Origin of the sequence: Sorangium sp. So ce726, from assembly GCF_051521405.1 — a bacterium.
In the GTDB taxonomy this organism is placed as follows: Bacteria; Myxococcota_A; Polyangia; order Polyangiales; family Polyangiaceae; genus Sorangium.
The window spans coordinates 13080344-13102223 of record NZ_CP150349.1; the positions used below are offsets into that span (position 1 = coordinate 13080344).

General features: G+C 71.9%; 18 protein-coding genes. 7 read left to right on the forward strand and 11 right to left on the reverse strand.

Going from position 1 to position 21880, the window contains the following annotated elements:
• Positions 1-107 precede the first annotated feature (107 nt).
• Positions 108-1907: a sensor histidine kinase gene (locus WME79_RS48790; protein ID WP_437529856.1), complete on the reverse strand. Its 1800-nt coding sequence runs from the start codon at positions 1905-1907 to the stop codon at positions 108-110.
• 419 nt (positions 1908-2326) lie between these two features.
• Here WME79_RS48790 and WME79_RS48795 point away from each other — a divergent pair, with 419 nt between their 5' ends.
• From WME79_RS48795 to WME79_RS48815, 5 genes are all read left to right on the forward strand, one after another.
• Positions 2327-4315 (forward strand): methyl-accepting chemotaxis protein, encoded by a 1989-nt coding sequence (locus WME79_RS48795; RefSeq protein WP_437529859.1) that lies wholly within the window; start codon positions 2327-2329, stop codon positions 4313-4315.
• A 34-nt stretch (positions 4316-4349) separates the two neighbouring features.
• The gene (locus WME79_RS48800; protein ID WP_437529862.1) at positions 4350-5348 is read left to right on the forward strand and encodes an FHA domain-containing protein; all 999 of its coding nucleotides are present in this window, start codon (positions 4350-4352) and stop codon (positions 5346-5348) included.
• 71 nt (positions 5349-5419) lie between these two features.
• Positions 5420-5869, forward strand: coding sequence for a 1,2-dihydroxy-3-keto-5-methylthiopentene dioxygenase (locus tag WME79_RS48805; RefSeq protein WP_437529865.1), 450 nt, complete (start codon positions 5420-5422; stop codon positions 5867-5869).
• A 14-nt stretch (positions 5870-5883) separates the two neighbouring features.
• Positions 5884-6252: a cupin domain-containing protein gene (locus tag WME79_RS48810; protein ID WP_012241605.1), complete on the forward strand. Its 369-nt coding sequence runs from the start codon at positions 5884-5886 to the stop codon at positions 6250-6252.
• 188 nt (positions 6253-6440) lie between these two features.
• On the forward strand, positions 6441-7604 hold the full coding sequence (locus tag WME79_RS48815; protein WP_437529869.1) for a flavin reductase: 1164 nt from the start codon (positions 6441-6443) through the stop codon (positions 7602-7604).
• A 76-nt stretch (positions 7605-7680) separates the two neighbouring features.
• Here WME79_RS48815 and WME79_RS48820 read toward each other — a convergent pair whose 3' ends face one another.
• From WME79_RS48820 to rnr, 9 genes are all read right to left on the reverse strand, one after another.
• A complete protein-coding gene (locus WME79_RS48820; protein ID WP_437529872.1) occupies positions 7681-8592 on the reverse strand; it encodes a methylenetetrahydrofolate reductase in 912 nt (303 codons plus the stop codon).
• A 40-nt stretch (positions 8593-8632) separates the two neighbouring features.
• Entirely contained in the window at positions 8633-8920 is a 288-nt protein-coding gene (locus WME79_RS48825) for an MSMEG_0570 family nitrogen starvation response protein (RefSeq protein ID WP_437529875.1), read from the reverse strand.
• A gap of 16 nt (positions 8921-8936) precedes the next feature.
• Complete coding sequence (locus tag WME79_RS48830) at positions 8937-10133, reverse strand: MSMEG_0565 family glycosyltransferase (RefSeq protein ID WP_437529878.1); 1197 nt, start codon at positions 10131-10133, stop codon at positions 8937-8939.
• Positions 10130-11155: a sll0787 family AIR synthase-like protein gene (locus WME79_RS48835; RefSeq protein ID WP_437529880.1), complete on the reverse strand. Its 1026-nt coding sequence runs from the start codon at positions 11153-11155 to the stop codon at positions 10130-10132. The genes WME79_RS48830 and WME79_RS48835 overlap by 4 nt, the downstream gene beginning before the upstream one ends.
• Complete coding sequence (locus tag WME79_RS48840; RefSeq protein WP_437529883.1) at positions 11155-11661, reverse strand: MSMEG_0567/Sll0786 family nitrogen starvation N-acetyltransferase; 507 nt, start codon at positions 11659-11661, stop codon at positions 11155-11157. Before WME79_RS48840 ends, WME79_RS48835 begins: the two co-directional genes overlap by 1 nt.
• The gene (locus WME79_RS48845; protein ID WP_437529886.1) at positions 11558-12877 is read right to left on the reverse strand and encodes an MSMEG_0568 family radical SAM protein; all 1320 of its coding nucleotides are present in this window, start codon (positions 12875-12877) and stop codon (positions 11558-11560) included. Before WME79_RS48845 ends, WME79_RS48840 begins: the two co-directional genes overlap by 104 nt.
• Positions 12822-13850, reverse strand: a complete 1029-nt coding sequence (locus WME79_RS48850) for a Nit6803 family nitrilase (protein WP_437529889.1) — start codon at positions 13848-13850, stop codon at positions 12822-12824. The genes WME79_RS48845 and WME79_RS48850 overlap by 56 nt, the downstream gene beginning before the upstream one ends.
• A 14-nt stretch (positions 13851-13864) precedes the next feature.
• Positions 13865-14347 carry an MSMEG_0572/Sll0783 family nitrogen starvation response protein gene (locus WME79_RS48855; protein WP_437529891.1) on the reverse strand — a complete coding sequence of 161 codons (483 nt, stop codon included), beginning with the start codon at positions 14345-14347 and terminating at the stop codon, positions 13865-13867.
• Between the two features lie 402 nt (positions 14348-14749).
• Positions 14750-17122, reverse strand: a complete 2373-nt coding sequence (gene rnr, locus WME79_RS48860; protein WP_437529894.1) for a ribonuclease R — start codon at positions 17120-17122, stop codon at positions 14750-14752.
• 103 nt (positions 17123-17225) lie between these two features.
• Between rnr and WME79_RS48865 the strand changes: the two genes are divergently transcribed.
• Together WME79_RS48865 and add are read left to right on the forward strand one after the other, a co-directional pair.
• The gene (locus tag WME79_RS48865) at positions 17226-18620 is read left to right on the forward strand and encodes a vitamin K epoxide reductase family protein (RefSeq protein WP_437529897.1); all 1395 of its coding nucleotides are present in this window, start codon (positions 17226-17228) and stop codon (positions 18618-18620) included.
• 57 nt (positions 18621-18677) lie between these two features.
• Entirely contained in the window at positions 18678-19871 is a 1194-nt protein-coding gene (gene add / locus WME79_RS48870; protein ID WP_437529899.1) for an adenosine deaminase, read from the forward strand.
• Between the two features lie 85 nt (positions 19872-19956).
• On the opposite strand, the gene nadE is transcribed toward add, so the two are convergent.
• Positions 19957-21876: an NAD(+) synthase gene (nadE, locus tag WME79_RS48875; RefSeq protein WP_437529902.1), complete on the reverse strand. Its 1920-nt coding sequence runs from the start codon at positions 21874-21876 to the stop codon at positions 19957-19959.
• Positions 21877-21880: the final 4 nt, after the last annotated feature.

Genomic DNA, 21880 nt, shown 5'->3' on the forward strand with positions numbered 1-21880 from the left:
CGTCGGCGTCGCTCAGCAGAGGCCGTCGGCGTCGCTCAGCGGAGGCGGAGGGCGGACGAGCGGCGGGAGAACACCCTGGGATTCTGCTCACCTGGGAGCGCGAGCGCTCACGCGCCTGAGCGCGGCGCGTCCGGTGGGCGCGGGCGCACCGTGGTGTCGCCGAGTGGCTTCTCCAGGAGGGGAGGGCCCGCGACGGGCAGCCAGATCTCGAAGACAGCGCCGCCCTTCTTGGCCTTGCGGTAGCTGATCTCGCCCCCGTGCTCGAACACGATCCGCTGCGCGATCGCGAGCCCTAGCCCCGTCCCCTTCTCCTTGCTCGTTGCGTAGGGCTCGAACAGGCGCGGCACCATGTCGTCGGCCACGCCTGGGCCGTTGTCGCGCACCACGATCCGCACGCGGTCGTTCGGGAGCGGGCCGATCGTCACCGAGACGCGGGGGTCGCGCCGGACGGCGCTCGCCGCGTCCAGGCCGTTCTGGACCAGGTTCGTGAGCACCTGGATCAGCTGATCGCGATCGGCCGAGACCTCCGGGATCGGATCCGCCACGAGCTCCACGCGCGGCGACGGCGCGCCGGTGCCGGAGGTGGCGCCCGCAGCGGAGGTCGACCCCGCGCCGGAGGTCGCCTCGCCCGACGCCGGGGCGGCGTGCAGCGTGACGACCCCGCGCGCGACCGCGACGAGGTCGATGGGCGTGAGGTTCGGGGGCGGCAGGCGCGCGAACTGGGTGAACTCGGTCACGATGTTCGCGATCCGGTGCACCTCGTTCAGGACCGTCGACGTCGCCTCCGCGAAGTAGTCGTCGAACGCCGGGTCGTCGCGCTGCCGGAGCCGGCGCAGCGTCTCCACCGCCGCACGGATGGGCGCCAGCGGGTTCTTGATCTCATGGGCGATCTGGCGCGCGACCTCGCGCCGCGCGGCGATGCGCTCGGTCGCGGCCAGGCGCTTGCGCATCGCCGCGAGCTCGTCGATGGTCGCGTTGAACGCGGCCGCGAGATCCGCGATCTCCCGACCCCCGCGCCCCTCCACACGCCGCGGCGCGCCGCTCATCACCTCGCGCGTCTCGCGGGCCAGCGCCACGAGCGGCCGCGACAGGCTGCGCGCCAGCACGACGGCCATCGCGACGGCGATCGCCAGCACCGTGGCGCCCGTCAGCGCGATCGCGCGATCGAGCCGGGCGAGCGCCTGCCTCAGCGGATCGCGCGGCACGGACGCGACAACGTCAAGGCCCGGGATCTCCGCCAGATGGAGGACGCGCACGATCTCCGCCTCGCTGCTCTGGGGGGCGAGCTCCCCCTCGCGCGCCGCCGTGAGGCGCACATGGTACGCCTCGCCGATCCGCGCGAGGACCGGGCCGATCCGCCGCGCCCCGACGAGGCCGATGGTCACGCCGTGGTTCGACAGGGCGCAGTGGACCTCCAGCGACGGCTCGCCGCCCGCCTTCGCCGGGCGGAGCCGCGGCGCGCCCCCGGGGGCCTGGATCAGCTCCGCCAGCCGCGGGTCGCGCGCGCCGATGCGCGCGGCGTCGTCGGCCGCGAGGACGCTCCCGTCGCCCGCCACGAGCGACAGCTCGTCGAGGCGCAGCGCCTTGGCCTGGCTCGGGACGAGCCGCCCGAGGGCGATGCGGCTCCCCGGGTCCATCGCGTCCGGGTCGCCCTTGGCGCGCTCGAGCTCGACGTGGGCCTTGTCGACGAACGTGTCGTGCCGGCAGAGCGGCGGCAGGAGGTCGCGCAGCGCGTCGGCCTCCCACGCGAGCTGGTGCCGGACGCCTGCATGCGCCGCGTCGATCCGCTCGGCGAAGCCGCCCTCGATGATCTCGCGCGACGCCTCGCGGAGGGTCAGCCCGACGAACGCCGTCGCGATGATCGCGACGAGCCCGAAGGCGAGAAGGAGGCGAGCGGCGAGGGACATGGCGGGACAGCCACGCCCGCCCGGCCGCGCGGCCGCCGGTACGGCCGGGCGGCCGCCGCGGTCCGCGGCGGTGTTCAGGGTCGGTGCGGTCGAACCTAGAGGAAACGGCGCCCGTGCCGAGCCCCCGCGGCGGGGCTCCTTCTCCGCCGCAACCTCCGTGCATACGCCATCGGGTCGAGATCGTCCAAGTTCATCGCGTTTCCCCCAACCGCGCGGGCCCGCCCCCTGCGCCTCTGCCCAGGAGATCTCGGTTCGCGGCTCGCCTGCCCGCGGTCGCCTCGCCGCAGCTTGCCGCGCCTCTGCCGCGCGCTCTCCTTGCACCGGGGGGCACTCGCCTCTTACGCTCGGTCGTCCTTCGGGGTCGTCGGGGGCGCGCTGGCCAACGCGCGCCGCAGCTCGACCGCGCTGGAACGCACGAAATGAACGCCAAGCAGCTCTCCATCCCCATCGCCGTAATCCTCGCGCTCATCGGCCTCGGGCTGAGCTTTGCGTCGAAGTCGCTGGCGGAGTTCTCGGGCCAGCTGTTCATGTTCTTCGGCTTCTCCGCGGCGGGGGCGGTGCTGTACGCGAGCCTCGCGGGCAAGGGCGGCGTCCCCCTCGGGGGGCTGCGCGACGCGCTCCGCGGCGCCGCCCGGGGCAAGCGGCCCAAGCTCCCCGAGGGCGCCCCCGCCGACGTCGCCGAGACCTATGAGCAGATCGCCGAGATCGCCGGCCGTCAGCTCGAGCTCGCGGAGGAGCGCCACGCGCTCGCCGAGGAGCGCGACAAGCTCGCGAGGGAGCGCGACGGCTTGAGCCGGGAGCGCGACGGCGTCGCGAAGGAGCGCGACACCCTCGAGCGGGAGCGGGACAACCTGAGCCGAGAGCGCGACGGGCTCGCGAAGGAGCGCGACACCCTCGAGCGGGAGTGCTCGACGCTCACCCGCAAGGTCAACGATCTCGCGCAGCGCGGCCCCGACATCGACGTCGACTCGCTCGTGGACGCCGTGCTCCGCGCCACCGCCGGCGAGCGGGTGCGCGTCCCGCCGGGCTCGCCGCCCGAGCTCTCGCGCCTCTACTCGGAGCTCAGCGGCATCGCGGAGCGGATCACCCAGGCGGAGCTGCGCGACAAGCAGCGCCGCTCGGAGCTGGCGCAGGCCACCGTGCTCCTCGACGAGCTGCTGCCGAAGCTCAGCGACGGCGTGAGCAGCGTCATGCACGCGAGCGAGCAGGCGACCGTGTACATCCGCGAGATGACGACCGCCCTCGCCAACATCGCGCAGTCGGTCGAGTCGCTCGCGTCGAGCGCCGAGGAGTCGAGCTCGAGCATCCTCGAGATGACGGCCACGAACGAGGAGGTCGCCGAGAACGTCGGCGAGCTCGGGTCGAGCGTGCGCGAGACGGTCTCCTCGATCGAGGAGATGGCCTACTCCATCCGTGAGGTCGCGAAGAACGTCGACGCCCTGGCGCTGACGGCCGAGGAGACGAGCTCCTCGATGAACCAGATGGACGTCTCGATCGACCAGGTCCAGTCGAACGCGAACGAGACGGCCCGGCTCTCCGAGGAGGTGGCGACCGACGCCGAGAAGGGCGCCGAGGCGATCCTGAAGACGATCGGCGAGATCTACCGCATCAAGGAGTCGAGCCAGGAGGCCGTGGCGGTCATCTCGAACCTCGGCTTCCGCATCGAGGCGATCGGGCAGATCCTCGCCGTCATCGACGACGTCGCCGAGCAGACGAACCTCCTCGCGCTGAACGCCGCGATCATCGCCGCCCAGGCCGGCGAGCATGGCAAGGGCTTCGCCGTCGTCGCCGACGAGATCAAGGACCTCGCCGAGCGCGCCGGCGGCAGCACGAAGGAGATCGCCGAGCTCATCAAGACCATCCAGTCCGAGTCGAAGAACGCGATCGCCGCCGTCGAGCGCGGCGCTCACAACGTCGACCGCGGCGTCGAGGTCTCGAACGAGGCCGAGCGGGCCCTCAAGAAGATCCTCGAGAGCTCGCAGAAGTCGACCAACATGGTGCGCGCCATCGCCCGCGCCACGGTCGAGCAGGCCAAGGGGTCGAAGCAGGTCACGGACGCGATCGGGCGCATCGCCGAGACGGTGCAGCAGATCGCCGCCGCCACGGCGGAGCAGGCGCGCGGCTCGGAGCTCATCATGAAGAGCGCCGAGAAGATGCGGACCATCACGCAGCACGTGGAGCGGTCGAGCCAGGAGCAGGCGCGCGGCGGTCGCCAGATCACGAGCGCGATCGAGCAGATCTCGCACATGGTCAACAGCCTCAACGCCTCGCACCGCAGCCAGACGCGCGGCGGCGAGCAGCTGGTCGAGGCCGGCAAGCGCATCGAGGAGGCGGCGCGGCAGCAGGACCAGGCGGTGCGCCAGCTCCTCAGCGCCTCCGAGCGGATGCGTCGTACGGCGGCGATTTGAGGCCGAGCCGCCCCCTCGCGCGCAGGCAGCATCGATGGCGTTGACGATCGTGGTGCTCGCGCCCGACGGGGCGGGGAAGGCGGACGGGGGCGAGCTCTCCCTGACGCTGGACGCGCCCCGCATCATCCTCGGACGCGCGGAGAGCTGCGAGGTACGCCTCCCCGACACGAGCGTGAGCCCCCGGCACGCGTCGATCCGGCAGCGGGGCGCCACGTACCTGCTCCTCGACGAGGGCAGCGAGAACGGCACGTTCCTCGGCAAGACGCGCATCGCCCTGCGCACGGCGATGCCCCTGAAGACCGGCGACCGCATCCGCGTCGGGCGCGTGTGGCTCCTGCTCCGGATCGAGCCGGCGGTCGCGAAGGCCGCCCCGGCGGCCGCCGCCAAGGAGCTCGCCCTCGAGCTCGTCGCGCGCGGCCTCGCGGCGCAAGGGGAGGATCCGGCGCCGCGCGTGGTCGTTGTCGAGGGCCCCGACAGCGGCCGCGCGTTGCGGATCGAGGAGGCGGCGCGGCCCTACATCCTCGGGCGCGCCAAGGACACCGATCTCGTCCTCGACGACCCGGACGTCTCTCGCCGTCATCTGGCCATTACCCGCAGGGGCGATCAATTCTCGGTTCAAGATCTCGGATCGCGCTCAGGCGCTTCGCTCGACGGCGCTGCGGTGCCTCAGTTCGATACGATCTGGCGTCCTGGACAGGTGCTCGCGATCTCGGGCGATCGGCTCATCTTCGAGCACCCGGCCGCCGAGGCGCTCGCGGAGATAGAGCGCAGCCCGTGTGAGCCGCTCCGTCCAGACGCGGTGTTCGAGCCGCCTTCGCTCGAGGAGCCGAAGGCAGCGCATTCCACGCCGACGCCTCCGCCTGCCTCGGTGAGCACGAGTCCGTCGCTTGCGCAGCCCGCAGCAGCAGCTCCGGTGTCTCGCGCTACGCAGGGAAGTGGATGGGGCTTCACAGAGGCGCTCATTGCTCTGCTCGCGCTTGGTGTGCTGGCGCTCAGCATTGCTGGCCTGTTGTGGCTGCTGGGGCGCTCTTAGTGTCTTGACGTCGCGCGCGCGCAGGGTTCGAAGAGCGCAGTCCCGGAGGGGTGCGCATGCGTGCGATCCGAATGAGAGCTGACGGCGAGGGCGAGGCCACCGAGGCGGAGCTTCAGGCGGAAGGGATCCGGTGCGGCGCGTTCGACCCGGGCGCAGCCGCGCTCGCCTTGCAGCGCGTGGTCGCGGACCGCGGATGGACGGAGCACGAGGATGTCCGCCGCGACGGGAGCAAGCCGCGCGACGAGGCGGAGAGCGCGAGAGAGGCGGATGAGCACTGCCACCTCGGCGACGAGGTGCGGCTCTTCGTGGAGGGACAGGGCTGTTACGACATCCGCTGCACGAACGACGATTGGCTGCGGATCTGGGTCGGCGCGGGCGATCTCATCGCCGTGCCGGCGCGGCGCTACCATCGCTTCATGGCGAGCAAGTCCGGCGCGATCCGCTACCTGCAGCCGTACGGCGGCCGTCACCTGCTCATGCAGCTCTACCGCGTGTCCGATGATCGGACGCGCGCGATGTGATCGCGAGGTACCCAATGGCGCATCCCTACCGTCTCGTCACCTCCAGGGCCCGGATCCCCGTCCCTGGCGGCAAGCTGATCGAGGAGCTCTTCGGCCGCGTGAACACCGGCACGGAGGGGTTCAGCCTGGCGCACATGGTGGCCCCGCCGGGCTGGAGCGAGCCGGCGCAGACGCCCTCGTTCGGCGAGCTGACGCTCGTGATCCGCGGCCGTGTGCGCGCCGAGATCGCGGGCGAGACGGTCGACGTCTCGGCCGGCCAGGCCCTCTGGACGGAGCCGGATCAGCGCGTCCGCTACAGCAACCCGTTCGACGAGGAGAGCGAGTACTTCGCGCTCTGCATACCGGCCTTCGCGCCGGACCTGGCGCGGCGCGACGCCGAGTGAGCTCCGCAGTGCGCGCGCTGCGCGGCGCCGTCGGGTGATCTGCGCGGCGCGGGAGCGCGCGCTGTGCGGCGCCGGCGCGTGATCTGCGCGGCGCCGCCGCAGGATTCGCGCATCGCGCTGCGCGGCGCCAGCGCGCGCGCTGCGCAGATCCTGGATCCCTGGTGGGCGCCGAGCGCGTACTATGCCCCATGCTCTTCGATCCCGCGGAGTTCCGGAAGGTGCTGGGCCAGTTTGCGACCGGGGTCACGCTCGTGACCACGGTGCAGGACGGCACGCCGCAGGCGATGACGGTGAACTCGTTCAGCGCGGTCTCGCTCGACCCGCCGCTCGTGCTGTTCTGCGCGGACAGGCGGTCGCGCACGAGCGCGGCCATCGGGGCGTCCGGGGTCTTCGCGGTGAACATCCTGAGGGAGCAGCAGCGGGAGTTCTCGGACCTGTTCGCCGGCAAGGGTACGGACATCGATCGGCAGGCGGTGCTCACCGAGGCTCACGTGGCCGAGTCGGGCAGCCCCATCCTCAAGGACGTGCTGGCCTTCCTCGACTGCAAGGTGGAGCACACGTACGACGGGGGTGATCACATCATCTACGTCGGTCGCGTGCTCTCGTCGGGCCGGGGGGAGGCGGGCGCGCCGCTCCTGTATTACCGGGGCACGTACCAGGCCCTCGACGACGTCTGGCGCTGGCGCGATCGCTATGCGGCGCGAGAGCAGGCGACCCCGTTCCACGAGCTCGTCGACTTCTTCGATCGCATGCAGGCGGAGGGCCCTTATGCGACGCTCATCGACGAGCTCGTCACGCTGGTCGATCCGGGCGTCGAGGAGCGGTGCCTCGACCTCGGCTGCGGCACCGGCCGCCTGACGCGCGAGATGGGTCGCCGCTGCCACGAGTCCATCGGGATCGACGCGACGGCGGCGATGGTGGAGCGCGCCGCGCAGCGGGCGAAGGCGCTCGGCCTGGACAACGTGACGTTCCGGGAGGCGCTGGCGACGCGGCTCCCGTTCCCCGACGCCTCGTTCGACGTGGTGACCGCGTCGAACCTGCTCCTGCACCTGCCCGAGCCGGGCCCGGTGCTGGTCGAGGCGGCGCGCGTCCTCCGCCCGGGCGGCCGCCTGGCGCTGCTCGAGCCCGCCGCCACGATGAGCCGCGCCGCGATGGCCGGCTACCTGCGCGGCCACCGGTACAACCCGTCGACGGCCCACGCGATGCTGGCGTGGGCCGACGCGGCGGAGGTCACCTACCGGCACACCGAGGACAAGCTCAGCGGCGAGCTGGGCGGCGCAGGGCTCCAGGTCGACCGCCGCGAGCGCAGGATGAACGGCCTCGCGCTGCTCTGGATCGCCCGCAAGGCCTGAGCGCGCCCCTCGAAGCGCCCCGTCGCCAGGCACCGGCGCCCGGCCTCGTCTGGCGCACGGAGCCCGCGCTAGAGGCTCATGCCGCTCGCCGCAGCCCTGCCTCGTCGACCAGCCGGGGCACCCAGTCCTCCGCGCCGATGGACCGCATGTGGATGCCCGAGAGCCCGGGGATGTCGCGGAGCCCGCGGACGAGCTCCAGCGTGATCCGGTAGCTCTCGCCCTCCGCGTCGCCGCTCTGGCGGACGCGCTCGATCAGGTGCTCGGGGACCACGAGGCCCGGCACCTTCTGCAGGAAGCTCAGCCGATCCACGCCCGCGAACGGGAAGATCGCCGCGATGAAGTGCGCCCGCTCGTGCAGTCGCCGCTCGACCACCGCGGCCATCCAGCGGCGCATCGGCGCGAGCTCGAACACCGCCTGCACCTGGATGAAGCTCGCGCCCGCGTCGATCTTCGCGGCGAGCCGATCCATCGCGCCGGGGATCGCCTGCTCCGCGCACGGGAAATCGATGGTCCCGACATGGAAGTAGGGCGCCGGCGAGACGACGTCTCCGTTGAAGAGCTTCCCCTCGCGCGTCAGCCGGCGGGTCAGCTCGATCGCCGCGTAGCTGTCGACGTCGCTCACCTCCTTCGCGTCGGGATCGGAGCCGATGGCGCACGGGTAGCCGCCGAGGACAATGATGTTCGAGAGCCCGAGCGCCGCCATCCCGAGGAGGTCGCCCTGGAGGGCGATCTTGTTCTTGTGGCGGAGCGAGAACTGGAGCACCGGCTCGAGCCCCTCCTGCTTCACGAAATGGCCGACTGCCATGTTGGCGCAGCGCGCCTGCGAGAGCAGGTGATCGTTGATCTGCACCACATCCACACAACCCGCCATATTTCGGGCGTGTTTCAGCAACTTCTCCAGATCGTAGTGACGCGGGGGCGTCAGCTCGGCGGAAACGAGGAACTGGCGCTCGCTGAGGAGGCGCTCCATCTTCGACTTCGTCACCATCTCCTGCTCCTTCCGTCACTTGACGAACCTGAGGACTCCGTCACTCGACGAACCTGAGGACCCGGACCTTGGCCCCGCTCCGGCCGTGGAACCGCGCGGCCGCGCTCGCGATGCGCGCCGCCTCGGCCCGCGCCAGGCTGCAGGGGAACCCATACTTCTTGAAGACCCGCTCGCTCGCGACGTCGAGCGCCGTCCGGCAACGCGACACGAAGTCGTCGAGATCGTAGCTCTCCCCGACGTCCAGGTGCTCCTTCACGACGAGCGACGGAGAGTAACAGACCTGCTGCTCGCCGCTCGGCCACTCGATAACGAAGCGCATCTCCGGCATATGTCGCTCGCTTGTTCTACGTTCGGCGGGATCCAAGGAACTCGCGGTACACGCCGGCCGCGATGCGGGCCGATCGATCCCACGTGTACCGGGCCGCGGTCTCGAGCCCCGCGGCGCGGAGGCGCCGCCTCACGCCCTCGTCCAGGATAGCCTCCATTGCGCCGGCGAGATCGTCTGTTCTCGAGGGATCGACGAGCAGCGCGCTCTCGCCGTCGGTGAGGAACTCGGTGAAGGGAGGTTGCGCAGAGCTCACCACCGGCGCCCCCGAGGCCATCGCCTCCAGCAGGACGAGCCCGAACCCCTCGCGGACGGACGGAAAGACGAACGCGTCGGCCAGCCGGTAGAGCGGCGGGATCAGCGCGTCGGGGAGCACGCCCGCGAGGACGAGCGGCGGCGGCGACGCGCCCGCAGGCGGCGGCCATACACCGCCTTCGCGCGCGATCGCCTCGAACTCGCGCTGGTAAGGCGCGTAGTCGAACAGCGTCTCTCCGCCGGCGATGATGAGCTGGGCTCCGGGCAATCGCCTCCGCACCGACAGGAACGCCTTGAGCAGGCCGATCGAGTTCTTGCGCGGCTCGACGCCGCCCACGGTCACGTAGAGGGGCGATCCAGTGGCGTTGAGGCGCGCGCGCAGCGCCGCGTCCCGCTCGTCGGGCGCGGCCGTGTAGCGGCGCAGGCTCACGCCGTTCGGGACGATCGCCGCGCCGACGCCGTGCTCGGCCCGGAGCGCCTCCCTCCACGCCTCGCTGACCACGAGGCACGCGTCGGCCTCGCGCACGGAGCGGTCCTGGCAGGCGCGCAGGTACGGGCTGTCGTAGTCGTCGAGGTGGTGCACCGTCCGGAGGAAGTGGGGGACGCGCCCCTCGGCGCGCAGCGCCGCGAGCGCGTTCGCGCTGATGCAATCCTGCGAGTGCCAGACGTCGTGCCGCGCCCCGAGGCGGCGCAGCCCGTCCTCGAACTCCGCGATGCGCTGCTTCACGACCGCGTCGATCCCCGCCTGCGGGGGCGCGGCGGGCACGAGGACCGAGGGGCAGCGCGGCGCGCGGTAGAAGCCGCCCTGGTCCTTGTTCAGCGCGTAGATGCAGACCGAGACGCCGAGGTCGTGGAGCGCCTCCGCGAGCTCGACCGTGTGCACGACGCCGCCGCGCGGCTTGGTCGAGTAGGTGAGGAGCGCGACCGAGAGCGGCGCGCCCGAGGCAGCGCGGGCGCTCATCGCGCGCCCTCGCGCGCGAGCCCGGTGAGCGGCTCCGCGGAGAGGTCCCAGAGCGTCTGCCGCTCGCCGGCGGCCTGGAGGGTGAGCCGCCGCGAGCCGTCGACGGCGCCGACAGCCGCGCTCGCGATGCCCCGCCGCGCGAACGCAGAGAGCACGTCGCCCGCGACCGCGGGGCGCACGCTGAGCAGGAAGCCGTAGCTCGGGAACGCGAGCAGCCAGCGCGCGAGCGGGACGTCGCGCGGCCGCGGGACGGCCTCCAGATCGAGCACCGCGCCGGCGCGGGACGTCTCCAGGAGCATGAGCAGCGTCCCCGCGACGCCGCCCATGCTGATGTCCTTGCCCGCGTCGCACAGGCCCGCCTCGGCGAGGGCGGGCAGGACCTCGAGGTCGCCGCGCAGCCGCGCCGGGTCCGTGCCCGTCGAGGCGTTCCAGAACGGGTGCTCCGCGTGCATCCTGCCGCGCAGATCGATCGCCGCGACGAGCACGTCGCCGGGGCGCGCCGCGAAGCTCGTGATGAGCCGCCGCGCGCGGCCCGCGATGGCCACGGCGAGCGCGTTGTACGGGCTGCGCGCGCTCGTATGCCCTCCAACGATCGGCACGCCGTAGGCGCGCGACGCGGCGACCATGCCCTCCCAGACCGGCTCCAGCGCGCCGGGCGAGGTCCCCCAGACGACGTCGACAACGGCGATGGGGCGGCCGCCCATCGCGTAGATGTCGCTGACGTTGACCATCACGGCGCTGTAGCCGGCGAACCGCGGGTCCCCTTCGAGGAACGCCGGCCAGATCCCCTCGGCGGCGAGGAGCAGGTAGCCGTCGCCGTCGGGGATGGCCGCGCAGTCGTCGCCGAGCGCCGCGGGCAGCCCGACAGGGCCGGGCGCGGCCGCCGCATCGCCCGCGCTGGCCGCGAGCGCTGCGCCGGCCGCGCCCGGCTCGCCGGACAGGTAGCGCGCCGGGATCTGCACGTCCCGCTTCGCGAGGATGCCGATCGCGCCGCGCAGCTCGGCCGCGATGCCGCCGAGCATCAGCGGAACCTCTGCCCGGGCGGCGGGCGGGGCTCGTCGCTCGGCGGGTAGCTGTCGAGGTCGGCCTCCATCAGGTGGTGCGGCCTCTCGCGGTGCGATCGCTCCTCGAGGGAGCGCCAGTGGATGCCCTCGAAGAACGGGACGTTGGCCGCCTGGACGAGCGCGAGGAACCGGTGGCACCCCCAGCCGTGGGCGGTGGTGACCGCCTTGTGGACGAGGCCGCGGCCGACCACGCCCTGCTTGCGGTGGGCGCGCTCGACGCCGAGCCGGCCGCCGTACCAGAGGCCGGGCTCCGCCTCGTAGATGCGCACGGTGCCGACGAGCCGCGGGTCCCCTGGCGCCTCGTGCTCCATGGCGGCGATGGGGAACGCGGAGGCGTCCCAGTCGTCCTCGTCGGTGGTCTTAAACAGCCCTTGCTCGTCGCAGAAGATGGCCCGGCGCAAGCGGAGGTACTCGAGGTACGTGTCCCTGCTCTGCACAAGCTCGAAGCTGTAACGTGGCGTCATCGGAGCTCTCCGAGGTTGATGTCCATGCCGCGCCGGGTCCCGGCCGCGCCGCGGGTCGGCCTTCTGCCTCGAAGCCCGAGAGCCCCGAGCAGGCGCCGCAGCGGGCGCAGCCCGCCTTCACGTCGGTCGAGCGCAGCCCCGCCCGCGCCAGCAGCGGGCCGATGTGCTCGTAGAGCGCCCGCATGAAGTCCCCCGAGGGCGGCGCGCGATCGGCCCCGGGTGTCCCAGGGATGGGCACGAGCGGGACGAGGAACGGATAGACCCCCAGCGCGATGAGCCGCTCGCTCGCGTCGAGCAGCGACGCCAGGGAGTCGCCGAGCCCCGCGATGAGGTACGTCGACACCTGGCCGCGCCCGAACACGCGCACGGCCGCCTCGAACGCCTCGAAGTAGCGGGCCACGCTCACCTCGGCCTTGCCCGGCATCACGGCGGCGCGCACCTCGTCCTCGACCGCCTCGAGGTGCATGCCCAGGCTGTCGACGCCGGCCGCGCGCATCCGCTCGAACCAGGCGAAATCGTCGGGCGGCTCGCACTGCGCCTGCACCGGCAGATCGACGCGCGCCTTGATGCCGCGCGCGCAGTCGGCGAGGTGCGCCGCGCCGCGATCCGCCGACCGCGGCGTGCCCGTCGTCAGCGTCACGTGCCGCACCCCGTCGAGCCGCGCCGCCGCCTCGGCGACCTCGCCGAGCTGCTCCGGCGTCTTCTTCGCGGTGGTGCGCCCCGCCGCGAGCGACTGCCCGATCGCGCAGAACGTGCAGGCCTTCTCGCGCTCCGTGTACCGGATGCACGTCTGGAGCACCGTCGAGGCGAGGACGTCCGCCCCGTGCAGCAGCGCGATCTTGGGGTAGGGGATGCCGTCCTTCGTCGAGAGGGCATAGAAGCGCGGCGTCTTCACGAGGGCGATGGGCGCGAGCTCCTGGCCGTCCCGCTCCACGGTCCCCGCGCCGTCGCGCCCGAGCCGCGCGACGAACGGCGACGCCGCCGCCTGGTCGGTGTGGATCGGGATCATCACCGTGGCCCCGCGCAGCGTCGCCGCGACGTGCTGGGTCGGCCCCGCGCCGCCGCGCCGCGAGGTCCACGCCGCGCGGCGGCCGTCGCCCTCGCCGGAGGCGGGCTCCGGCGGGGGCGCGGCGCCCGCTTCGGGGGCGCCCTCGGGGGCTTCAGCCAGCCTCAGGCCGAACGACTGGAGCTCGGTGATCAGCGTCTGGGTATCCATGGTCCACCGCCGCAGGGGCAAGGGAGGAGGCCTTGGGGCTGCCCGCGCCGAGCGTTATCGAGCGCTCCGCCGTATCCATCCAAAGCCGCAGCAAGTCGGGCCGGGCGTAGTGCCCCGCCGCATCCATCATCCGCTTTCGCTTCGTGATCAGGGCGAAATCGAGCTCAGCGACGGCCATCCCCTCGCCGTCGGTCACGGGCGGGCACGCGTGCACGCCCTCGGGCGTCACGATCGCCGTCATGCACCCGCCGCGCAGCACGCCCTGGATCTGCTCGTTCGGAGCGACCTCCCGGACCTGCTCCGGCGTCAGGAAGGCCGTGGCGTTCACCACGAAGCAGCCCGACTCCAGCGCGTGGTGCCGGATCGTCACCTCCATCTGCTCGGCGAAGATGGGCCCGACCAGGGAGCCGGGGAACTGGCTGCAATGGATCTGCTCGTGCTGCGCGATGAGCGCGAACCGCGCGAGCGGGTTGTAGTGCTCCCAGCAGGCGAGCGCGCCGAGCCTCCCGACCGCGGTGTCCACGGTCCTGAGCCCCGAGCCGTCGCCCTGCCCCCAGATCATCCGCTCATGGTAGGTCGGCGTGATCTTGCGCCGGTGGAGCACCAGGGAGCCGTCGCTGTCGAAGACGAGCTGCGCGTTGTAGAGCGTCCCGTGATCGCGCTCGTTCACGCCGAGCACGACGACCACCCCGTGCGCGCGCGCGGCGGCCGCCACGGCCCGCGTTACCGGGCCGGGGACGGTGACCGCCTCGTCGTAAAGGCGCATGTGCTCCTTCCCCATGGCGGGCGGCGGGAGCACGAAGGAGAAGTACGGGTAATACGGGACGAACGCCTCAGGGAAGACGCATAGCTCTGCGCCTTCCTTCGCGGCCCTGGCGATCGCGGCGACGACTCGCTCGGTCGTCCCGTCCCGGCTGCCGAGGACGGGACTGGCCTGCACCGCGGCCGCCCGGACTTTGCGGTTGAACTCCATGGACGGCGCTCAGATCAGAGCGTCCAGGAGTGGACCATGAACGCGTTGTCCCGGCGGTGGATCAGCTGGATGTCGAGCACGTCGAGCGGGCTGATGGGCTTGATGCCCGGGATCAGCGCGTGCTCGCCGTGGCCGTAGAGCGCCTGCAGCGCGAACCGGCAGGCGTACACCTTGCCGCCCTCCTCCATGAACCGAACGATCTGCTGGTTCACCGCGAGGTGCCCGGAGAACGCCTCGCTGCCGAGCTTGGGGAAGCCGCGCTGGAGCCCCAGCGTGACGCCCGGCCCATAGAGCAGGATGGATGTCTCAAACCCCTTACGTTGCAGGCGGATCGCCGTCAGCACGTTGACGAGGCCGATCGATCCTTCGAAGGCCACCGTGTGAAAGGTAACCAGCGCCTTCTCTCCCGGCTTCGCCTTGACGTCTTCGAAGACCTTCTCCTCGTAATCGACCAGGAAGTCACCAGCGTTGTAAGCGGGATACGTCGGCTTGGGCATTGGCTACCTCTCTCCTAGAATGAGTTAGTTGAGAACATAGTAGTTCTCTGAACGCAAGGGAAATGCAGGAACCCTCCCTCTTTTGAGTGAGCTGGTGTCGGTTACATCAGTTACAGAAGAGGCGCGGAGGGGGCGACTTTGGATCTGGCGTCGGCGACGCTCGCCTCGCAGCGCCGCGGTCGGCCGTTTGCCTCGGGCTGTCTCGGCTGTCTCGGCTGTTTCGCACGTTCCGTTTCGACGATTTCGACTGGTTCGACCGGTTCTGTTTCGCCGGTTCGTCTCCACGATTTCGACGAGGTTTCGCGCGCTTGTCCGCGAGAGCGAGCGTGGCTGGGGAGGTGCTGTGCGCTCGTGCGTTCGAGTCGCAAAAGCTGGCAGAGAATCGAGCCTTCGGGCGGTCTGCTACCGCTGCTTCTTTCGTACCTTGGCGCTCTTGCCGCCCTTGGTGCGCTTGCTGGTCTTAATGCCCTTCAGGGGCTTGGTGCTCTTGCTGATCTTGACACGACGGGTGGGCCGTGCGTCCGCCGCGTCGCGCCGCTGCCGGCGCGGCTTCGCCTCGTCCGCCGCCGGCTCGCCGGCGAGGCGCCGGCCATAGACGGCGCGCCGGAGGATGGCCACGTCCTCGATCTGCACGAGCATCGCGTCGCCGATCGCGATCCGGTCCCCCGACCGGCGGCCGATGACCCGCAGGCCCTCGTCGTCGATCTCGTACTGATCCGGGCCGAGCGACTCCATGCGGACGAGCACGTCGACGAAGGGATCCTCGATGTTGACGTAGACGCCCCCTCCCACGATGCCCGTGACGGTGCCCTCGAAGGTGTCGCCGAGCCGGGAGCGCATGAGGAGCGCGCGGTGCAGGTCGACCACCTCGCGCTCCACCTCCATCGCCTTTCGCTCGCGCTCCGACGCCGTGATGGCCGCCTCGCGCAGCCGCTCGGTGGCCGCCTCGCTCCTGTCGACGCGCTCGCCGCGCAGCACCGCGCGGATGGCCCGGTGCGCCGTGATGTCCGGGTACCGCCGGATGGGCGAGGTGAAGTGCAGGTACGCGCTCGAGGCCAGCCCGAAGTGGCCCACGTTGGCGACGTCGTACACCGCCTGCTTCATCGCGCGGAGCAGCAGCATGTGCAGCACCTGCTTCTGCGGGTGCGCGTCGAGCTTCTTCAGGAACACCGACAGCCGCTTGGGGTCGGCCGCGTCCTCCGGGTCGAACGCGAGCCCGAGCTCCCCGCACATCGTCGCGAAGCGCTCGAGCTTCGCCTGGTCCGGGGGCGCGTGGTACCGGAAGACCGTCGGGATGCCCTGGTCGACGACGAACTGCGCGCACGTCTCGTTCGCGAGGAGCATCAGCTCCTCGATGAGCTGGTAGGCCTTCGCCACGCCGGGGTCGTGGCTGCGCTTCTGCACGTCGACGGGCGCGCCCGTCTTCGGGTCGAGCACCACCTTCGCCTCGGGCAGGTCGAGGTCGAGCGCGCCCCGCCGCATCCGCCTGCCGCGGAGCAGCCGGGCGAGGTCCCACATCACCTGAAGGTCGTTCCTGAGCGCCTCGGCCTCGGGGCTGCGCGGCGGCTCGGGGGTGAACCCGAGCGCGCGCGCCACGCCGGGGTAGGTGAGCTTCGCGATCGAGCGGATGTACCCCTCGATGACGCGGGCCCTCCGCACCGTCGCCGTCGCGTCGAGCTCGACCTCGACGCACAGGCAGAGGCGGATCACGCCCGGCAGCAGCGAGCACAGGTTCGACGACAGCGCCCGCGGCAGCATCGGGATCGCGCGATCGGGCAGGTAGACCGAGTTGCCCCGCGCGAGCGCCGCCTGGTCGAGCGCGGTGCCCGGCCGCACGTAGTGCGAGACGTCGGCGATCGCGATCCAGGCGCGGTACGAGCCGTCCTCCTCGCGGATCACCCACACCGCGTCGTCGTGGTCGCGCGCGTCCTCCGGGTCGATCGTCGGCATGGGCAGGTGGGTGAGGTCCGTGCGCCCCTCGAGCGCCTCGGCCGGCACCTCGCCCCCGAACGCCTCGGCCTCGGCGATCGCCTCGAGCGAGTGCTCCTCCTCGATCCCCTCGCGGACCAGGATCTTGGCGACCTCCACGTTGGGGTCGCCGGGCGTCCCGAGCACGGCCTCGAGCACGCCCTCCGGGTTCTCCTCGGCCAGGTCCGGGAAGCGGGCGATCGACACGACCGCCGCGGCGCCGTCCTCCGCGTCGGGCGGCACGAGCGGCCCGCCCGGCTCGCGCGGCACGATCACGATCGGCCCGCGGACGCGCCCGTCGTCCGGCTCGAGCCACGCGCTCCTGCCACGCCGCCGCAGCACGCCCGCCACGCGCGCGTGGCGCCGCTTGACGACCCGGACGATCTCCCCCTCCACGCCGCGCCGCGAGCGGGTCGAGATGCGCACGACGACGGTGTCGCCGTGGAGCGCGCCGCCCATCGCCTCGGGCGAGATGTACACGTCCTCGGCCGCCCCTCCGAGCGCCACGAAGCCGAAGCCGCGCGGGTGCACCGTCAGCGTCCCCTCTTTCTCGGCGCCGCGCGCCTCGACCTGCTTCTGGCTCGTGCGGAAGCGCTGCCCGGGGAGCGCGACGATGCTGCCCTCCTGCGACAGCTCCTCGAGCAGCCGCTGCAGCTTCGCGTAGCGGCTCGGCTCGACCCCGAGGCGCTCGGCGATCTCGTTCGCGTGCAGGGCGCGCTTGAACGAGGACAGCAGGTCGACCACGGCCTCCCGGCGGCGCGCGCCGGAGCCGCTCGTCGGGGGATCTCCGCGAGATGAAGAACGCATGAAACTCGACTAGCACGAGTCTCCTCGCGCTGGCTGTCTCCGCCCGGGTCCGGTATGCCTCGAACCCACCCCTCATCCACCTGCAACGCACCCGCAACGACCGATGCTGCTGAACTCGATCGCCCTGCTCCTCGCGCTGGTGCTCCTCGTCGCCCTCGCCGGCAGGGGCAACGTCTTCGCGGTGCGTCCGGCCGGTGACCGACGTGAAGGACGCGACGGACGCGACGGACGGGCTGGGCGCGCGCCCCTGGAGACGCCTCAGGCGAGCCCCGAGGCGCCTGCGTCGCTGCCCTCGAGCGACGAACGGCAGGCTGGGCGCGCCCGGTTCTTCGTCACGCTCTTCCGGCTCGCGCTCTTCGTCGCCATCGCGGCGAGCGCGGCGCTCGTTGTCGAGTACCAGAACGCGGGCGATCCCGCGTTCTGCGGCGTCACGTCGGGGTGCTTCGCCGTCAGGATCTCGCCGTACAGCCGCTTCCTCGGCGTCCCGCTGCCGAACCTCGGCCTCGCCGCCTTCACGACGCTCCTCACCGCCTCGCTGCTCGCGCGGGCGCGCTGGCACCACGTCGCGATCGCGGCCGCCTCGGCCGTCGGCGGCCTCGCCGCCGCGGTGCTCCTCGGGCTCCAGAGCTTCGTGATCGGCGCGTTCTGCGCGTGGTGCATCGCGGTCGATCTCGCGGCCTTCGCCGCGGCGGTAACGTCTGCCCTCGTCGCGCGGCAGGCGCGGCGCATGCCGGCCGCGGCGTTCGAGCGCGCTGCCCAGGGCGGGTCGCTGGGCGTCACGGTGTGGGGCGCGGCCGCCGCGGCCGCGATGGGCCTGCCGTTCCTCTGGGGCAGCCACCCGGTCATTCCGCCGCTCCCGCCGGAGCTCGCGGCGCTGCAGGAGCCGGGCAAGATCACGATCGTGGCCTTCACGGACTTCGAGTGTCCCTTCTGTCGCAGGCTGCACCCCGAGCTGAGCAAGATCGAGGAGCCCTACGGCGACAGGGTGCGCCACGTGCGCAAGATGGTGCCGCTCCCGATCCACCCCGGCGCGCTCCCCGCCGCGAAGGCCTACGTGTGCACGCCCGAGGACAAGCGCGAGCAGGCCGCGGCGCTGCTCTACAGCGCGTCGCCCAGCAAGCTCACGGACGAGCGCGTCGCGTCTGTCCTCTCGCCGCTCGGCCTCTCCGCCGCGGAGCTCGCGGCTTGCCTCGCCGCGCCAGAGACCCTGGCCGCCATCGACGCGGACGTCGCGCTGTATGGGCGGATGGAGGCGCGCGGGCTCCCGACGACCTACGTCGGCCGGCGGCTCGTGGTGGCGTACAACCCCGAGCGGATCCGCGATGCGCTGCGCCGTGAGGCCGCCGGGGACGACATGAGCTTGCCGCTCCCGTGGCTCTTCGTCGCCCTCTTTGGTGTGGCCGCTGTCGCCGTGCTCGTCGGCGGAAGGGATCGCTCGCGCGGCGCGGCGGACGAGGGTGGCGCCGCGCCCTCGTCGTCCTCGCCAGAGCGATCCTGAGCGACGTCGCGCCCTGCGCTGCCTTTCGCGGCTGGTCGCCGGGTGACAGAATAGCTCATGAGTGATCATCCCGAGCTAGCCGGCAAGCTCCCCCTGGAGTTCTTCCGGCAACTACCCAAGACCGATCTGCACGTCCACCTCGACGGCTCGTTGCGCCTCGAGACGATCATCGAGCTCGCCCGCACCCACCACGTCGAGCTCCCGACGTACGAGCCGGCGGAGCTGCGCAGGGTGATGAACCTGGGCCAGAACTGCGGCTCGCTCGTCGAGTACCTCAAGGCGTTCGACATCACGCTGCGCGTCCTGCAGACCGAGGAGGCCCTCCACCGCGTCGCCTACGAGCTCGCGGAGGACGCCGCGCGCGAGAACGTGCGCTACATGGAGGTCCGCTACTCGCCGATGCTGCACACCCGCCTCGGCCTGCGGCTCACGAGCGTGGTCGAGGCGGTGCTCTCCGGGCTCAGGACGGCGCGCGACGCGCTGGGCATCGAGAGCAACGTCATCGTCTGCGGCATCCGCAACATCTCGCCGGAGTCGTCGCTGGAGATGGCGGAGCTCGCGGTCGCGTACAAGGGCCGCGGCGTCGTCGGGTTCGACCTGGCCGGCGCCGAGTACGACCACCCGGCGAAGCACCACAAGGCCGCGTTCCAGCTGGTGCGGCAGAACAACATCAACTGCACCATCCACGCCGGCGAGGCGTACGGCCCCGAGTCGATCGCGCAGGCGCTCCACGTCTGTGGCGCGCACCGGATCGGCCACGGCTGCCGCCTGCGCGAGGACGGCGACCTGCTCCACTACATCAACGATCACCGCATCCCGCTCGAGTGCTGCCCGTCGTCAAACGTGCAGACCGGCGCCGTGCGCGACCTCGCCTCGCACCCGCTCAAGCTCTACCAGAGCCTCGGCCTGCGCGTGACCGTCAACACCGACAACCGGCTCGTCACCGACACGACGGTGTCCCACGAGCTCTGGCACTGCCACACGAAGATGGGGTTCGGGCTGAAGGAGATCAAAGCGACCATCGTGGCCGGCTTCAAGAGCTCCTTCCTGCCGTTCCACATCAAGCAGGCCTATCTCCGCCGCGTCACCGAGGATCTCGAGCGCTTCTCCGCGGACGGCTCGATCCGCCCCGCGGTGGCGCCGGTGGTTCCTGGCGTGGCTGCTGGCCACGACGGGATCGAGATCGCCTCGAGGGACGGCAAGGACGGCAGGCAGGGGGCCCCGGCCTCCGTCGAGAAGGCCGCCAACTGACGCGCTGCCCGCCGACGCGCCGCGCGCCGCGGATCGATGCGCCGATCGCGCGGCGCGGGGCGGCGGCTGCGCCCTCGTGGCGGGCTCAGCCGCCCTTCCACTCGGTCCGCTGCACCACGGGCAGCTGCAGCGCGCGCTCGCGGTCGAGATCGAGCGAGCCGAGGTGGATCGCGATCGGCGACTGCACCCACTTGAAGATCGATCTCGAGAACAGCGTCGCGAACTTCTCGGCCCAGGCCCGCAGCGCGGCGGGGTCCTTGTCGGGGAACAGGCTCGGGAGCGCCGCCGCGACCTCGTCGGCGGCGAGCTTCTCGGCGCCGTAGAGGTGGAGGCACGCGTCGAGGACCTCGAACGGCATGAGCTCGGCCTCGCCCGACTGGTTCTCGGCGAGCTCCGGCCCGGCGGTGGTGGCGAGCGTCTGCTGGATGCCCTGGAAGCGGAAGCGCTGCGAGAGGCGCTCGATCAGCGCGATGACCACCGTCTTCGGCAGGTTGGCGATGACGCTGAACGCCCCCTCGAGGTCGCCGCCCACCGTGGTGTAGCCGAGCGCCTTCTCGCTCATGTTCCCCGTCTGCAGGAACAGCGCGCCGCTCGTGTTCGCCCAGTTCCACATGCGACCGCCGCGGATGCGCGCTTGCACGTTCTGCTTCGTGAGCTCGGTGAGCTGCCCGCCCTCGCCGACCATCGCCTGAGCGGCCTCGAGCTCCCGGGGGAACGCGTCCTCGATCGGGATCACCGCGAACGACACCCCGAGATCGTCGGCGATCTGCGCGGCGGCGCGGTGCGTGGCGTCGCTGGAGTAGCGGGAGGGCATGAAGAACGCGTGGAGCGACGTCCGCATCCGCTCGCGCAGGGCCGCGCCCTCGAGGCCCGGGTGGATGAGCTGCACCGCGCGCCAGGCGACGAGCAGCGTGAGGAGCGAGTCGCGGCCGCCGGAGAGCGCGAGGCCGATGCTCTTGAAGGCGCCGATCTTGCGGTAATAGTCGGCGACGCCGAGCGCGAGCGCCTCGTAGAAATCGTCGAGCAGCTCGTCGCGCGCGGAGATCGCGGGCATCGCCGCCGAGGGCAGGAACGGCGTCGTGCCGGCCGGCGGGGCGGGGTAGGCGAGGCGCGCGCGGTCCGCGGTCTCCCCGTCGATCCGGAGGACCTGCACCATGCGGGCGGAGGCGCGGCGGAACTCCTCGAGATCGCTGCGCCAGGTGCTCGCCTCGCGGCGGCAGCGGGTGGTCCGGTCGAGGTCGACGACGGACGCGGAGAACCCCTCGCGGAACCGCGGCGCCTCGAGCATCGGCCGGCCGTTCTGGTTGATGAACCCGCCGCCGTCGAACACGAGCCCGTCGTTGCCGCCGACCAGGTTCGCGTAGGCGATCGTGCACTGGTTGTCCGAGGCGCGGGTCGCGATCATCTCGCGCCGGGTGCTCGTCACCCCGGCGCGGAACGGCGACGCCGAGATGTTGCAGACGATCTCGGCGCCGGCGTAGCAGCGGCGCCGCATCGGGCCGTCGGGCGACCAGATGTCCTCGCAGACCTCGACGGCGATCGTCCCGAAATCGAAGGCGTAGACGCGATCGCCGCAGAGCACGCCGTCGGCGTCGAGCTCCATGAGCGGCATGCCGCGCGAGAACGTCCGCGCTTCGTAGAAGATGTTGTAGGTCGGCAGCTTCTCCTTGGGGGAGAAGGCGAGCACCCGGCCGGCGTGGACGATGGCGCCGGCGTTGAAGAGGTCGCCTCCCACGCCGACGGTCACGCCGAGGACGAACACGGTGCGGAGCTGCGCGGTCTCCTCGGCGAACCTGCGGAGCTCGCGCTGCTGGCTCGCGACGAACGCCGGCCACTGCACGAGGTCCTCGGCCGCGTAGCCGCCGATCACCTGCTCCGGGAAGACCGCCAGGGTGACGTCGTCGCGCGCCATCGCGCGGGCGAGCGAGAGGCACCGGTCGGTGTTCGAGCGGACGGCGCCGACGGTCGCGTTGACGTTGGCGATTCCGATCTTGACGAGTCGCATCGGG